This window comes from Micromonospora sp. M61 (assembly GCF_018070245.1).
GTDB classification, from domain to species: Bacteria; Actinomycetota; Actinomycetes; order Mycobacteriales; family Micromonosporaceae; genus Micromonospora; species Micromonospora zamorensis.
The window spans coordinates 14,710-28,817 of sequence record NZ_JAGPYA010000077.1 but is presented as its reverse complement, the minus strand read 5'-3'; the positions used below and the strand labels follow the sequence as shown (position 1 = coordinate 28,817).

Below are 14,108 nucleotides of genomic sequence, written 5' to 3'. Positions count from 1 at the left end.
GGCCGTGCTGGCCGGGGTGATCGACATCGCCCGTGCCGAGCAGCCGGATCTGGTGATCGTCGCCGGTGACCTCTACGACACCGCCGCGCCCACCTCGGAGGCGACGCGTCTGGTCACCCGGGCGCTGACCGCGCTGCGTCGCACCGGCGCGGACGTGGTGGCGATCGGCGGCAACCACGACAACGGCCCGGCGCTGGACGCGCTGCGGCCGTGGGCCGATGCCGCCGGCATCACGCTGCGCGGCGGGGTGCGGGAAAATCCGGACGAGCACGTCATCGACGGCACCACCGCCGGCGGCGAGCGGTGGCAGCTGGCCGCGCTGCCGTTCCTGTCCCAGCGGTACGCGGTGCGCGCGCTGGAGATGTACGAGCTGACCGCGGCGGAGACCAACCAGACGTACGCCGACCACCTGGGCCGGGTGCTCGGGCGACTGACCGAGGGGTTCACCGAACCGGACCGGGTGCACCTGGTCACCGCGCACGTGACGGTGACCGGCGCGACCACCGGTGGCGGCGAACGCGACGCGCACACGGTGCTGGGCTACGCCGTCCCGGCCACCGTCTTTCCGGCTACCGCGCACTATGTGGCGCTGGGCCACCTGCACCGGGCGCAGCGGGTCATCGGCCCCTGCCCGGTGCGCTACAGCGGCAGCCCGCTCGCTGTCGACTTCGGCGAGCAGGAGAACGTCCCCTCGGTGACGATTGTCGAGGTGACGGCCAGCACCGCCGCCCGGGTGCGGGAGGTGCCGGTGACCGCGGCGAGCGCGCTGCGGACGGTGCGGGGCACCCTGGCCCAGCTCGCCGAGATCGAGGCACCGGACGCCTGGCTGCGGGTGTACGTGCGGGAGCAACCCCGCGCCGGCCTGCGCGAGGAGGTGCAGGAGCTGCTCCCCCGGGCGCTGGAGATCCGCATCGACCCGGAGCTGCTGGCCGCGCCGGGCAGCGGTGCCCGCATCGCGCAGCGCTCGGGGCGTTCGCCGCGGGAGTTGTTCGCCGACTACCTGGACAGCCGGGGCCACGCCGACGAGGGCGTGCAGGAACTCTTCGACGAGCTCTTCGAGGAGGTCGAGCACTGATGCGTCCGATGCGCTTGGACATGGCCGGGTTCACGGTCTTCCGGGACGACACCACAGTCGACTTCACCGACGCCGACTTCTTCGCCCTGATCGGTCCGACCGGTTCGGGCAAGTCCACAGTGCTGGACGCCATCTGCTTCGCGCTCTACGGCATGGTCCCCCGCTGGGGTGGCGCCCGGGGGCTGGCGAACGCGCTCGCGCCGTCGGCGACCGAGGCCCGGGTGCGGCTGGTCTTCGAGTCCGGCGGGGCCCGCTACGTGGCGACCCGGGTGGTCCGGCGGGACGGCCGGGGCAACGTGAAGACCGCGAACGCCGGGTTGCAGCTGATGCCGGCCGGCTTCGACGTGACCAAACTGGACACCGGGTTGAGCCCGGACGACCTCGGTGAGGTGGTGGCCGGCACTCCCGCCGAGATGGAGCAGGCGGTGCTGGAGGCGGTGGGGCTGCCGTACGAGCAGTTCACCAGCTGTGTGGTGCTGCCGCAGGGGCAGTTCGCCGATTTCCTGCACGCCAAGCCGGCGACGCGGCAGCAGATCCTGGTCAACCTGCTGGGCCTCGGCGTCTATGAGGACGTGCAGAAGAAGGCGACGGCGCGTGCCGCGCAGGCGGACGCCCGACTCGACGCGGTCGACCAGGTGCTCGCCGGGCTCACCGGCGTGGACGACGAGGCGTTGGCTGAGGCCGAGGCCCGGGTCGAGCGGATGGCCGAGCTGGCGGCGGCGGTGACGGCCGCGGTGCCGGAGCTGGCGGCGGCCCGGACCACCGCGCGCGAGGCGGCGGCGGCGCTGACCGCTCTCGACGACGAGTTGTCCGTGCTGACCGGGATCCGCGCGCCGCGCGGGGTGGCCGAGGTGGCACGCGCGGTCACTGCGGCGCGGGCCGACGCCGAGGCCGCGGCGACGGGCGTGTCGTTGGCCGAGGAGCGCGAGGAGAAGCTGCGCGGGGAGCTGGCCGGCGCCGGCGATGAGAGCGCGGCGCGGCTGCTGCTGCGGGCGTACGACGATCGGGACCGGCTGTCCGCTGAGGCCGACACGGTCCGGGCGGCGGTGCGCGCGGCGAACGACGAGCACGCCACGGCGGTGGCCGCGCTGGCGGTGGCCCGCGCGGCGGCCGAGCAGGCCGAGGTCGACCTGGAGGCGGCCTTCCGGGCGCACGAGGAGGCGAAGGCCACCGACCTGGCGGTCAGTCTGCGGGTGCACCTGCATGCCGGCGCGCCCTGCCCGGTCTGCGAGCAGCCGGTGGCGCAGGTGCCGGCGGTGCCGGCCGATTCGGCGGTGGCGGCCGCGACGGCGGCGGGCAAGGCGGCGCGGGCCGCGACCAAGGCCGCGCAGACCGCGGTGCGGCAGCGGGACGAGGCGGCGCGTGACCTGGAGCGCCTGCTGGTGCAGGCGCGGGCCCGCCAGGAGCAGGTGGACTCCCGGCTGGCCGAGCTGGACGGGCAGCTCACCGGGGCTGCGGAGCCGGCCGTGTTGCGCCGGGAGTTGGCCGAGCACGCCCGATTGCGGCGCGCCCTGGAGGAGGCGGCGACAGCGGTGCGGGCGGGCCGCGAGGCCGCACGTCAGGCCCGGGCCGGGGTGGATGCCGCCGAGGAGCGGCTGCGGGCGGCATGGCGGGCCTTCGACACGTCCCGCGACGGGTTGGCGCGGTTCGGCCCGCCGGCGACCGATCGGGACGATGTGGCCGCCGCGTGGGCCGCGTTGACCGGTTGGGCGACGACCGAGGCCGACCGCCGCCGCGAAGATCGGGCGAGCCGGGCGGTCGCCGTCGCCGAGGCCGAGTCGGTGGCTGACGCGGTGCGGCGGCGCATCGCCGGCATCTTCGCTGACGCCGACGTGCCGGTCGGCGACGACCCGGTGCACGCCGCGACCGTCGCGGTGGAGCGGGCCGACGCCGACCTCCGCCGGCTGCGGGAGCGCCGGGAGCAGGCCGGGACGCTGCGCGAGCAGCGTGCCGGGCACGAGCGGGAGGCGCAGGTGGCGCGGGCGCTCGCCGGGCACCTGCGGGCCAACAACTTCGAGCGGTGGTTGCTAGCGGAGGCGTTGGACCTGCTGGTCGACGGCGCGTCGGGGATCCTGCGGGAGCTGTCTTCCGGCCAGTACGAGCTGGTGCACGACAAGGGCGAGTTCGTGGTGGTCGACCACCACGACGCGGGGCTGCGCCGGGGCGTTCGCACCCTCTCCGGGGGTGAGACGTTCCAGGCGTCGTTGGCGCTGGCCCTGGCGCTCTCCGAGCAGCTTGCCGGGATGTCGACCACGGCGGCCAGCCTGGAGTCGATCGTCTTGGACGAGGGCTTCGGCACGCTCGACGCGGCCACCCTGGACACGGTGGCCGCCACCCTGGAAAACCTGGCCGCCCGGGGTGACCGGATGGTCGGCGTGGTCACCCACGTGCCGGCGCTGGCCGAGCGGATCCCGGTCCGGTTCGAGGTGCGCAAGGACGCGCGTTCGGCGCGCATAGAGCGGACGGGCCGGTGAGCGCGAGGAGTGCAGCGCGGCGGAGCCCCGCAGTCGCGAACGAAGGGCCAGCTCGGTGAGCGACGCCGCGTTCTTCGTCGACTCGTGGGATCCGGCGTACGGGGCGTCGTTCGAGGCGTCCGCTGCCGGGCCGGCCTCGCCGAGCAGCGCGCAGGTCGACGCGGACGCCGAGGTGCCCGCTGTCGACTGGCGGGCGATCGGGGTGCGGGCGGGGGTGCGGGCGCCCGACGTGGTGCTGCTGGTCGACGGGGTTCGCCGGATCGACGCGAGCATCTGGACGGCCGAGACCGACGGCGTGTCGTTTCCCGGGTTGGCCGCCTCGTACGCTGCCGGGGTGGTCCGGTGCGACCTGGGCCGGGGTGCGGCGCAGTTGGCCGGCACCCGGGTTGGCCGGGGTCTGTTCACCGCGAGCCCGTCGGCGCAGGACGTGGTGGCGGGTGCGATCCGCTATCCGGTGCACCGGGTGGGTGGCACCGGTGAGCTGGCGAAGTTGCCGGCCGCGGTGCAGGGCCCGCTGACCGCGCTGGAGGTGGCGGTGTCCGACGCCGCCCGGGTCGACGGTGACCTGCTGGTGGTGGACGGCCCGTTGCGGAGCCGCCGGCAGTTGCCGCGCACCCTGGGTTACATCAAGACGCAGCACAGCCAGTACCTGGATGCCCGACTGACCGCGGTGGTGACCGGTATGGCGTCGGGTGAGCGCTCACCGGTGTTCCGGCTCGGCACCGCCTGGGGTGGCTGGTCGTGGTATCTGCGGTTGCCGGTGGCGGTCGGTGCGCCGTGGGCGGGCATCGTCCGGGTGGAGTGCTCGGCTGATCTGCCCGTCGAGGCGGCGATCGAGCTGGCCGACCTGTCGCTGGTCACCCTGCCGCGTTTCGCCTCCACCCCGTACAAGGATCCCCGCGCTCCGCAGAACCTGATCCCGATCGCCGGTCTGGAACGCCGACTGCGTGCCCTGCTCGGCGACTCCCGACTGCTGCACCGCGCGTTGACCGCCGCGGCTCGCGCCGCGCGATAGACGGGCGCTGATCACGATGGGACGTAAACGGGCGGCTGACCGGGTGGTCGAGCAGGTCGACACCGGGCAGGCCGAGCTCGTTCCGGATCCGGACCGGGCGGGCTCGTGGACCCTGCTGCTGGACGGCGCGCCGCAGTCGCATGTCGACCTGACCGACCCCACCCACCTGGAATTCGAGTACGTGCGACGGCTGGCTGCCGCGCTGGACCTGATCGCGCCCGCCGGTGAGCCGCTGCGGGTGCTGCATCTGGGCGGAGGGGCCCTGACCCTTCCCCGGTACGTCTCCGCAACCCGTCCCGGGTCTACCCAGCGGGTGTCCGAGGTGGACGGCGCGTTGGTGGAGCTGGTCCGTCGGGCGTTGCCGTGGCCGTCCGACACCCGGCTGCGGGTGCGGGTGGAGGACGCGCGGGCGGTGTTGACATCCACCCGCGACGCCAGCTACGACGTGGTGGTCGCCGACGTGTTCGCCGGTGCCCGTACCCCGGCTCATCTCACGTCCGTGGAGTACGCGGCGGAGGTGGCCCGGGTGCTGCGCCCCGCGGGTTGGTATCTGGCGAACCTGGCCGACGGCCCGCCCCTGCGGCACGCCCGCGCCCAGGTCGCCACGGTCCGCTCGGTGCTGCCGCAGGCCTGTGTGGTGGGCGACGCGGCGGTGTTGCGTGGCCGCCGGTACGGCAATCTGGTGCTGGTCGCCGGGCGGGTCACACCGCCGGTGCCGGAGCTGACCCGGCGCGCGGCCGGTGACTGGTTTCCGGGTCGGGTGGTGGCCGGCGACGACCTGGACCGCTTCGCCGGTGGGTCCCAGGTCGTCCGGGACGCCGACGCGACCGGCTCCGATCCCCCGCCTCCGGGGCTGTTCTCGGTCCGCCGCTGACCGCCCACCCGGCAGCGACGCAGAACTTTTTTTCGCGGTTTGTTGATCCGTTCGGGGCGCTGGCGCGTACCACCGGGCGGCCCACCTCGTGGGCCGGCGTTGGTGACGGACATCCCGGAGGTCTGCATGCATGCGGTGGCGGCCGGTTGGCATGGTGACGCGGTACGCGCGGACTGGTTGTCGGCGCGGTCCTCGTCGCGGCCGACGCCCCCTGCTCGGGGGGTCGACGCGCACGCGACGTCTCGCCAGAATGGTCCGGTGACGCCGCGACCGGCGCCCGGGCGCCATCAGGCGACGACAACCGAGGCCAGCCATTCCGACCAGTTGATCCGTCAGCTCTACGCCGAGCACGCCGGTCCGCTGCTGATGTTCGTGATGCGTCTCACCGGGGGGGATCGGCAGCGTGCGGAGGACATCGTCCAGGAGACGCTGCTGCGGGCCTGGCGCAACGCGCACCGCCTCGGCACGCAGGGGCAGGGCTCGCTGCGGCCGTGGCTCGTCACGGTGGCCCGTCGGATCGCCATCGACGAGCACCGCAGCCAGGAGGCCCGGCCACCGGAGACGTACGACCGGGACCTCACCGCGTTCGCCGAGGCGGACAGCACCGACCGGGTGTTGCGCACGATGACGGTGGCGGACGCGCTGCGTACGCTCAGTCAGTCGCACCGGGAAATTCTGATCTCGACGTACTTCCGGGGGCGGACGGTCCCGGAGGCCGCCGAGGAGTTGGGGCTGCCGCTCGGCACCGCCAAGTCGAGGGTCTACTACGCGCTGCGCGCGCTGCGCACGGCTCTGCAGGAGCGGGGGGTGACAGAATGAGCCGGCCGGACCACATGGACGTCGCGGCGTACGCGCTCGGTGTGCTCGACGAGCAGGATACCGAGCGGTTCGAGGAGCATCTCGCGACCTGCTGGGCGTGTGCGGCGGAGTTGGAGACGATGGTGCCGGTGGTCGGGCTCCTCTCCGACATCGACGGCGAGACGATGATGGCGCTGGAGCAGACGGCGACCGATCCGGCGTTGCTGAACCGGACGCTGGGCGCGGTTCGGGCCGATCGTCGGCGTACCCGGTTCCGGCAGATGTTGGCGACGGCCGCCGCAGTGGTGGTCTTCGGCGGGCTGAGCGGGTACGGGTTCGTCAGCGTGACCGACAGCGGCTCGACTCCGGTGGCCGGTCCGACGTCGAACGCACCGATCGACCCGCAGACCAGCGGGCCGACTGCTCCGCCGAGCGGCCCTGGTGTGGGCGGCACGGAGGAGGAGGGCGACCAGGTCGACGCGACCGACCCGACCACGGGCGTGCAGACGACGGTGTTCCTGGTCAAGCGGGAGTACGGCACCCGGATCAATTTCAGCCTGCGGAAGCTGCCCGGCCCGCGCGTCTGCCGGCTGGTGGTGGTGCGCAAGAACGCCGACCCCGAGGTGATTTCGACCTGGTCGGTGCCGGAGGGTGGTTACGGCACCAACACCCGCCCGCAGGGTCTTGAGTTGAGTGCCTCGACGTCCGCGCTGGTGAGTGACATCAAACAGCTCCAGGTGCAGTCGATCGATGCCAATGGTGTGGCGAGTCCGCTGGTGACGGTCCCCCTGTAGTCTCGCGTACGCTTCGGCGCCGGTCATTGTCACAATGGCCGGCGCCGATCTGTCGTTGTGGGGAGTTTCCCTTGCGGGGGCGTACGTATCGCTGCCCCCATCGGTTCAATCAAAGAACGTGAAATTGACCACTGTTACTACTTCAACCTTGACAGCCCACTTCCCGTACCTATGGGTGAACTGCCAAGAATGAGGAGGGCACGTGGCACAGATGAAGCGGACCGTCATCGTCGCGAGCGCGATGGTCGCACTAACGGCCTGCGCTCCCGCAGGTTACGACGGGGCGAACTCGAGCGCGGCCGAGCCGGTCGCCGTCGCCGCGGCCGAGCCCACCGCGTCGGTTGTACCCGAGGCTTCGGCGTCCGCGGAGGCGCCCGCCGCCGACGCGCCGCCCGCGAACGTGGACCTGACCGAGAAGTTGGTCGGCAAGAGCGTCGCCCGGATGGGCAAGGTGGTCACCGACCAGGACGGTTGGATCCTGTACCGCTTCGACAAGGACACCGCCGACCCGCCGTCGTCGAACTGCGTCGACAAGTGCGCCGAGGTGTGGCCCCCGGCGCTGACCGACGGCAACCCGCAGCTCACCGGCGTCTCCGACGACAAGGTCAGCAGCGTGACCCGCCAGGACGGCACCCGTCAGCTCACCGTCGGCGGCTGGCCCGTGTACCGCTACATCGGCGACAAGAAGCCCGGCCAGTGGAAGGGCCAGGCCGTTGGTGGCACCTGGTTCGTGGTCCAGCCGGACGGCAAGAAGAACCTCAGCTGCCTGCCCACCTCCACGCCGAAGGCGGTCGCGCCTCCCGCGGACAGCGGCTCGAACGACGCCGGCGGCTCGGGCTACTCGTACTGAGCCAGGCACACCACCAGGACGCGGTGGTCGGTCGTCGCCGGGGAGGGCGCGGCCGGCTACCGGTTGTACGCGGGACGTCGGCACACCGGTGGTGCCGACGTCCCGCCCGTACGTGGCAGAGTTGGCGGCGTGACCGACACCGAACCCGCCGCGACCAGGGTGCTGCACCCACCGGTCGACTACCGGCTGACCGCCTCGGTCCGTGCACTCACCTTCAGCCCGTACGATCCGTGCGCCCGGGTGGCTGCCGGCACCTTCTGGTGGGCCACCCGCACCCCGGACGGTCCGGCCACGCTCGCGCTACGACCGGCTGGCGGCGAGTTGCTCGCCGAGGGGTACGGGCCCGGCGCGGAGCACGTCCTCGCCCGCGCCGACGCGATCGCCGGGCTGCGCGACGACCTGACCGGCTTCACCGAACTGGCAGCGGCGCACCCGCTGGTCGCCCGGCTGGCCCGGGAGCACCGGGGCCTCCGGATGCCCGCCACCGGGGAGGTCTTCCCCCGACTCCTGCGCGCGGTCTTCGAGCAGAAGGTCACCGGCAAGGAGGCCTACCGGGCGTACTCGGCGATGGTGCGGCACTTCCGGGAGCCGGCTCCCGGCCCGTTGCAGCCGCTGCTCCTGCCGCCCGAGGCAGCCACCGTGGCCGCGGCCCCGTACTGGGTGTTCCACCCGTTCGGGGTGGAACAGCGCAGGGCCGACACACTCCGTCGCGCCGCGGCGCTCGCCGACCGCCTGGAGCGCAGCACCGACGCCGCCGACGCCACCCGACGGCTGACCGCAATTCCCGGCATCGGGCCGTGGACGGCCGCGGAGGTGGTCCGGATCGCGTACGGGGACCCGGACGCGGTCAGCGTCGGCGACTTCCACATCCCGAACACTGTCGCCTGGGCGCTCGCCGGCGAGCCGAGGGGCGACGATGCCCGGATGTTGGCCCTGCTGGAGCCGTTCCGGGGTCACCGGGGCCGGGTCTGCCTGCTCCTGGAGGCCGCCGGCATCCGCGCGCCGAAGTACGGCCCGCGCGCCCCGATCCGCTCGTTCGCCGGTTACTGAGCCTCGTCGGAGCGATCGTGCCCGGCGCTCAGCGGCTCACACAGAGCCGCCGCAGGGTACGGCCGAGCCACCAGGCGTACGTGTGCTGCACCGCCCGGACAGCCGGGCCGCCGGCACGGGTGAACCAGCGGGCCGGGAGGCTGAACGCGCGTACCTCGAACCAGACCGCGCCGTCGTCCTCGCGGCCGACCACGAACGCCTCCTCGCCCCGCTCCGGATGCCCGGTCAGGCTTCCGTAGCCGAAGCCCGCGCGGGTGGGTGACTCCTCGCTCCAGATCACCTGACACGGCCCCCAGATGCGGGCCGGGCCGACGCCCAGGCCGGCGGTGACCAGCACCCCCTCGGTGGCGCGTGCGGCGGTCGTCCGCATCCGGACCCCGGCGGCGCGGTGCAGCCGCCAGCTCAGCACCGCCTCGGCCGCGGTGTCGAAGCTGCCCGCCGGCAACGGATACCGGTGGCGCAGGTGGTGGTAGCCGCCGGGCAGCGCCCCGTGCCGGGTCCGCCCCACCTCCGGGTACGTCAGCTCGGCCACCGCTCCCCCCTCGTTCTCGGCTGGACACGGGCCAGCGTACGGCCGGCGCGGGCGGGGCCGCCCGCCGAGGACATCGGCGGTCGTGGTGTGCTGCCCCGATGAGCGTCGAGGCGAGCATCGTCCCGGCCGGTGTCGCGGACGCCGGCGAGATCCTCACCGTGCAACGGGCCGCGTACCTGACCGAGGCACAGCACTACGGCGACCCGTTCCTGCCGCCGTTGACCGAGACGCTGGACGAGGTCCGGGCGGTGTTGACCGGCCCGGGCGTCGTCCTCGCGGCCCGGTCGGGGCACCGACTGGTCGGCTCGGTGCGGGCCCACCTGGCCGGGGACACCGCGCACGTCGGGCGACTCTCGGTGGCCCCGGACCAGCAGGGTCGGGGAGTCGGTGGGCGGCTGCTCACCGCGATCGAGGTGGCCTGCGCCGGCCGGGTGGCCCTGTTCACCCTGTTCACCGGCGCGGACAGCGCGCGCAACCTGCGGCTGTACGAGCGGCACGGCTACCGGATCGTGGCGCACCGGCCGGACCCGAACGGCATCCGGTTGGCCGTGCTGGAGAAGCCGGTGGTCAGCCCCGCTCACTCCGACGTTTGAGCCCGTCGGCCTCCAGACGCAGGTAGCGCCGGAGCAGGTCGCCGTAGAGCCAACCGATCACGCCGGCCAGCGGCCCGGACTGGGCGATGGCCAGCTCGACCCGGGTGCGCCCGTCGGGCAGCGGCAGCAGACGATGCTCGCCCCGGGTGCGTACACCGGGGGTCTGGGAGGCCCAGGTGAACTCCCGGCCCTCGGTCAGGTCGGTGACCCGCCACACGGCCGGCCGCAGCTTCGGCTGGGTCAACCGGGCCGTCGCGCCGACGGCGAGCGACCCCGGCTCCCCCCGCTCGGCCCGCGACACCGAGGCCGTCCACTCCGGCCAGCGCGGCACGTCGACCAGCACCGCCCAGACCTGCTCGACGTCGGCGGCGATTTCCGTATCCGCTTCGAACCGCATCGTGTCTCCTCCCGGCGGCGCCGGTCGGCACCGCCGGGGTGCAGACGAGGCCTCCGGGTGGATCGTGACACCCGGGCGCAAGCTCGGTGGGATCAGGCCGCTTCGCGCAGGTCGGCCAGGCTCAGCGGGGTACGCCGGCGCAACAGCTCCTCCAGCTCCGGCACCGAACCGACCTCGCCGAGCACGTTGCGACCGCCGCCGAACCGCTCCGGGTAACGCCGGGTCAGCCGGTAGCGGTAGCGGCCGCGGATCAGCTCGACGCTGACCCGCCACCGCCCACAGCAGTCACAGACCCACTCGGACATCCCGCGAAAGTAGCTCTGACCTGCGGTTATCCGATCCGGTCGGTCGGGACGAGCAGCGCAGCGGCGGACACGCCGCCCCGGCACCGACGGTGATCTGCCTCACGACTGTCGGCACCGTCTGATTGACTGGCGCCGTGGACCTGCCGATCAACCCGCCGGTCGAGCCGATGCTGGCCAAGAGCGTGCCCAAGCTGCCCACCACCCCGGGCGTCACCTACGAGCCCAAGTGGGACGGGTTCCGGTGCATCGTGTTCCGCGACGGCGACGAGGTCGAGCTGTCCAGCCGGGGCGGCAAGTCGATGACCCGCTACTTCCCCGAGGTGGTCGAGCAGGCCCGTCGACAGCTACCGGAGCGGTGCGCGGTCGACGGCGAGCTGATCGTGATCCGGCGCGACGGGCCGAGCGGCCAGCCCCGGCTGGATTTCGAGCTGCTGGCCCAGCGCGTCCACCCGGCCGCCTCCCGGGTGAAGATGCTGGCCGAGACCACTCCGGCCGACTTCGTCGCGTTCGACCTGCTGGCGATCGGCGACGAGGCACTGCTCGACCAGCCCTATCCGCGCCGCCGGGAACGGTTGGTCGAGGCGCTGGCCGGGGTGCGTCCGCCGGTGCACGTCACCCAGGTCACCACCGATCCGGACACTGCCCGTCGCTGGTTCGACGTGTTCGAGGGCGCCGGGTTGGACGGGCTGATCGTCAAGCCTTCCGACCTTCCGTACGAGCCGGGCAAACGGCTGATGTTCAAGGTCAAGCACACCCGCACCGCGGACGCCGTGGTGGCCGGGTTCCGCTGGCACAAGTCCGGCCCGGTGGTGGGCTCGCTGCTGCTCGGCCTGTACGACGACTCCGGGGTCCTGCACCACGTTGGCGTGAGCGCGTCGTTCAGCATGGCCCGCCGCGCCGAGCTGCTCGACGAGCTGGCGCCCTACCGGGACACCGGAGGCGAGCACCCGTGGGTGCACGGCGACCACGAACGCGGCCAGCGCATCCCCGGCGGGGTGAGCCGGTGGACGGGCACGAAGAACCTGGAGTGGGAGCCGGTGCGCCCGGAGCTGGTGGTCGAGGTGGGCTACGACGCGATGGAGGGCGAGCGGTTCCGGCACACCGCCCAGTTCGTCCGCTGGCGCCCGGACCGCGACCCCCGCTCCTGCCGCTACGACCAGCTCGAGCGCCCGATCCGCTTCGATGTGGACCAGGTGCTGCGCGGCGACCCGACGGCCACCGTGGACCGAGCCACCACCGGCCCGGCGTAACCTGGCCGTCGACCCGATCCCGGAGGACCACGTGACCCGCACCGACCGTCAGCCCCGGATGGCGACCACTCGCCGGGTCCGTCGGCACCTGGCCGCCTTCGTGGCGGCCGCGCTGCTCACCGCCGGCTGCACGCTGCCGGCGTTCGCGCCGCGCACCGAGGTGGAGGGTGCCGCCGCGCCGACCGGGAGCACCCCGACATGGCGGCCCTGCCCTGAGGTGCCCGACGAGCTGGTCGGGCGTGGCGCACCGGACATGCGGTACGAGTGCGCGCGCATCGCGGTGCCCCGCGACTGGGGCACCGGGGCCGGAGCGAGCACCGGCCCGGGCGCCGGGGAGACGTTCGAGATCGCCCTGCTGCGCGCCCGGTCCACCAAGCAGCGCGACCGGGTCGGCTCGTTGGTGGTCAACCCGGGTGGCCCGGGCGGCTCCGGCGTCGACACCGCCGTCTACCTCTCCTTCGGCACCCAGTTCGGCGGGCTGCCTGCCTCGATCACCGAGCGCTTCGACATCGTCGGCTTCGACCCGCGTGGGGTCTCCCGGTCCAGCCCGGTGAAGTGCATCTCCGACGCCGACCTGGACGCCAGCTTCGGTTTCGACCCCGACCCGACGAGCCAGTCGGCGTTCGACGGCTTCGTCGGCCTGAGCCAGCGGATCGGGCGCGGCTGCGGCGACCGCTACGGCGACCAGTTGCCGCTGTACGGCACCGAGCAGGCCGCCCGCGACATGGACGCGGTGCGCGCCGCGGTGGGCGACGACAAGCTCACCTACCTCGGCTACTCCTACGGCACCCTGCTCGGCGCCACGTACGCCCAGCTCTACCCGCAGCGGGTGCGGGCGCTGGTGCTCGACGGCGCTGTCGACCCGCAGCAGCGGCTGGTGGAGGGTTCGGAGAGCCAGGCCCGCGGCTTCGAACGGGCCTTCACCAACTTCACCCGCTGGTGCGCGGCGAACGCCGGCCGCTGCCCGATCGCCCCGGACGCGCGCGCCGCTGTCACCTCGGCCATCGACAAGGCCAAGGTCTCCCCGGTACGCGGCGCCGACGGCCGGGAGGCCACCGCCGGCTGGGTGTTCTACGCGGTCATCTCGTCGCTCTACACCGAATCCGGCTGGCAGGAGCTGGCCCAGGCGATCGACCGGTTGGGCGAGGGTGACCCGAAGGACGTGTTCCGGCTCGCCGACGCGTACGCCGGCCGGGCCGACGACGGGCACTACTCGAACCTGTTCGACGCCAACCTGGCCATCAACTGCGCCGACGAGACAGAGAAGCCGAGCCGGGAGCAGATCCGGCAGTTGCAGTCGGAGTGGCGCGGCAAATACCCGCTGTTCGGGCCGGCGCTGGCGGTCGGCATGCTGAGCTGCGTGGAGTGGCCGGGCGGGCGTGACCCCTACCCGACCGGGAAAGCCAACGGCGCCCCGCCGATCGTGGTGGTCGGCACCACCGGCGACCCCGCAACGCCGTACGAGCAGACCCCCCGGCTCGCCTCGATGCTGGGCGTCGGCCGGGTGCTCACCTGGGAGGGTGAGGGGCACACCGCCTACCCGCAGACGTCCTGCATCACCGACGCGGTCGACGCGTACCTGATCGACCTGACCGTCCCCCGCGAGGGCCTGCGCTGCCCTGCCCGTTGACCGGCTGGACCGGCGGCAGCGGTGGCACCTCGATCCCCTGCCGGGCGGCCAACTCCTCCAGCAGCGCCCGCATCCGGCGCACGTCGGTCTTGAGCTGCTCCTGCTCCTCGTGCACGAACGCGTCGTCGTCGACGATGAGCCGGCTCGCGAAGTGCGCGGTGATCAGCGGGATGACCAGCAGCACCATGGTCGAGATGAGCAGCGCGGCGAGCGTACGACCGGCCCAGGTCGTCGGCGAGATGTCGCCGTACCCGACGGTCGAGGCGGTGACCACCGCCCACCAGACGGCGTCCGCCGGGCTGCGGTGCTCGACCTCGCCGTAGATGACCCCGGCCACGACGATCATCAGCAGGTACGAGGTGATCAGCGTGCGGGGTGAGTTCGCGAACCACACCAACGCCCGGTAGATCCACCGGAACGGCAGCAGCAAGACTTCCATGCCGCTCATGCTGCCCCGTGGTGGCAACCGCC

The 14,108-nt window shown here is 73.2% G+C and carries 15 protein-coding genes; 11 read left to right on the top strand and 4 right to left on the bottom strand.

Annotated elements, in window-relative coordinates; genetic code table 11:
- From KBX34_RS29785 to KBX34_RS29750, 8 genes are all read left to right on the top strand, one after another.
- A partial coding sequence (locus tag KBX34_RS29785; RefSeq protein ID WP_210928293.1) for an exonuclease subunit SbcD occupies positions 1–1,075 on the top strand: 1,075 nt, incomplete at its 5' end.
- Positions 1,075–3,549, top strand: a complete 2,475-nt coding sequence (locus tag KBX34_RS29780) for an AAA family ATPase (protein WP_210794240.1) — start codon at positions 1,075–1,077, stop codon at positions 3,547–3,549. The genes KBX34_RS29785 and KBX34_RS29780, both read left to right, overlap by 1 nt.
- 55 nt (positions 3,550–3,604) lie before the next feature.
- Positions 3,605–4,564, top strand: a complete 960-nt coding sequence (locus KBX34_RS29775; RefSeq protein WP_210794239.1) for a hypothetical protein — start codon at positions 3,605–3,607, stop codon at positions 4,562–4,564.
- A gap of 16 nt (positions 4,565–4,580) precedes the next feature.
- The gene (locus KBX34_RS29770) at positions 4,581–5,438 is read left to right on the top strand and encodes a spermidine synthase (RefSeq protein WP_210794238.1); all 858 of its coding nucleotides are present in this window, start codon (positions 4,581–4,583) and stop codon (positions 5,436–5,438) included.
- Between the two features lie 126 nt (positions 5,439–5,564).
- On the top strand, positions 5,565–6,257 hold the full coding sequence (locus tag KBX34_RS29765) for a sigma-70 family RNA polymerase sigma factor (protein ID WP_088951545.1): 693 nt from the start codon (positions 5,565–5,567) through the stop codon (positions 6,255–6,257).
- Entirely contained in the window at positions 6,254–7,030 is a 777-nt protein-coding gene (locus tag KBX34_RS29760) for an anti-sigma factor (protein WP_088946861.1), read from the top strand. Before KBX34_RS29765 ends, KBX34_RS29760 begins: the two co-directional genes overlap by 4 nt.
- A gap of 202 nt (positions 7,031–7,232) precedes the next feature.
- Positions 7,233–7,880 (top strand): hypothetical protein, encoded by a 648-nt coding sequence (locus tag KBX34_RS29755; protein WP_088946860.1) that lies wholly within the window; start codon positions 7,233–7,235, stop codon positions 7,878–7,880.
- Positions 7,881–8,009: 129 nt separating this feature from the next.
- Positions 8,010–8,930, top strand: a complete 921-nt coding sequence (locus KBX34_RS29750) for a DNA-3-methyladenine glycosylase (RefSeq protein WP_210794237.1) — start codon at positions 8,010–8,012, stop codon at positions 8,928–8,930.
- A gap of 28 nt (positions 8,931–8,958) precedes the next feature.
- Here KBX34_RS29750 and KBX34_RS29745 read toward each other — a convergent pair whose 3' ends face one another.
- Positions 8,959–9,462 carry a DUF1990 family protein gene (locus tag KBX34_RS29745; RefSeq protein WP_210928291.1) on the bottom strand — a complete coding sequence of 168 codons (504 nt, stop codon included), beginning with the start codon at positions 9,460–9,462 and terminating at the stop codon, positions 8,959–8,961.
- A gap of 98 nt (positions 9,463–9,560) precedes the next feature.
- Between KBX34_RS29745 and KBX34_RS29740 the strand changes: the two genes are divergently transcribed.
- The gene (locus tag KBX34_RS29740; RefSeq protein WP_210794235.1) at positions 9,561–10,055 is read left to right on the top strand and encodes a GNAT family N-acetyltransferase; all 495 of its coding nucleotides are present in this window, start codon (positions 9,561–9,563) and stop codon (positions 10,053–10,055) included.
- On the opposite strand, the gene KBX34_RS29735 is transcribed toward KBX34_RS29740, so the two are convergent.
- Both KBX34_RS29735 and KBX34_RS29730 read right to left on the bottom strand, forming a co-directional pair.
- Entirely contained in the window at positions 10,030–10,452 is a 423-nt protein-coding gene (locus KBX34_RS29735; protein ID WP_210928289.1) for an SRPBCC family protein, read from the bottom strand. The two genes, KBX34_RS29740 and KBX34_RS29735, sit on opposite strands and share 26 nt — an antisense overlap.
- Positions 10,453–10,544: 92 nt before the next feature.
- Positions 10,545–10,757, bottom strand: coding sequence for a hypothetical protein (locus KBX34_RS29730; protein WP_099851492.1), 213 nt, complete (start codon positions 10,755–10,757; stop codon positions 10,545–10,547).
- A 134-nt stretch (positions 10,758–10,891) separates the two neighbouring features.
- On the opposite strand from KBX34_RS29730, the gene KBX34_RS29725 reads away from it, so the two are divergent.
- Together KBX34_RS29725 and KBX34_RS29720 are read left to right on the top strand one after the other, a co-directional pair.
- On the top strand, positions 10,892–12,007 hold the full coding sequence (locus tag KBX34_RS29725) for an ATP-dependent DNA ligase (RefSeq protein ID WP_210928287.1): 1,116 nt from the start codon (positions 10,892–10,894) through the stop codon (positions 12,005–12,007).
- Positions 12,008–12,065: 58 nt separating this feature from the next.
- The gene (locus tag KBX34_RS29720; RefSeq protein WP_210928297.1) at positions 12,066–13,637 is read left to right on the top strand and encodes an alpha/beta hydrolase; all 1,572 of its coding nucleotides are present in this window, start codon (positions 12,066–12,068) and stop codon (positions 13,635–13,637) included.
- On the opposite strand, the gene KBX34_RS29715 is transcribed toward KBX34_RS29720, so the two are convergent.
- Positions 13,564–14,076 carry a potassium channel family protein gene (locus tag KBX34_RS29715; RefSeq protein WP_210794233.1) on the bottom strand — a complete coding sequence of 171 codons (513 nt, stop codon included), beginning with the start codon at positions 14,074–14,076 and terminating at the stop codon, positions 13,564–13,566. The genes KBX34_RS29720 and KBX34_RS29715 overlap by 74 nt on opposite strands.
- Between the last annotated feature and the right edge of the window lie 32 nt (positions 14,077–14,108).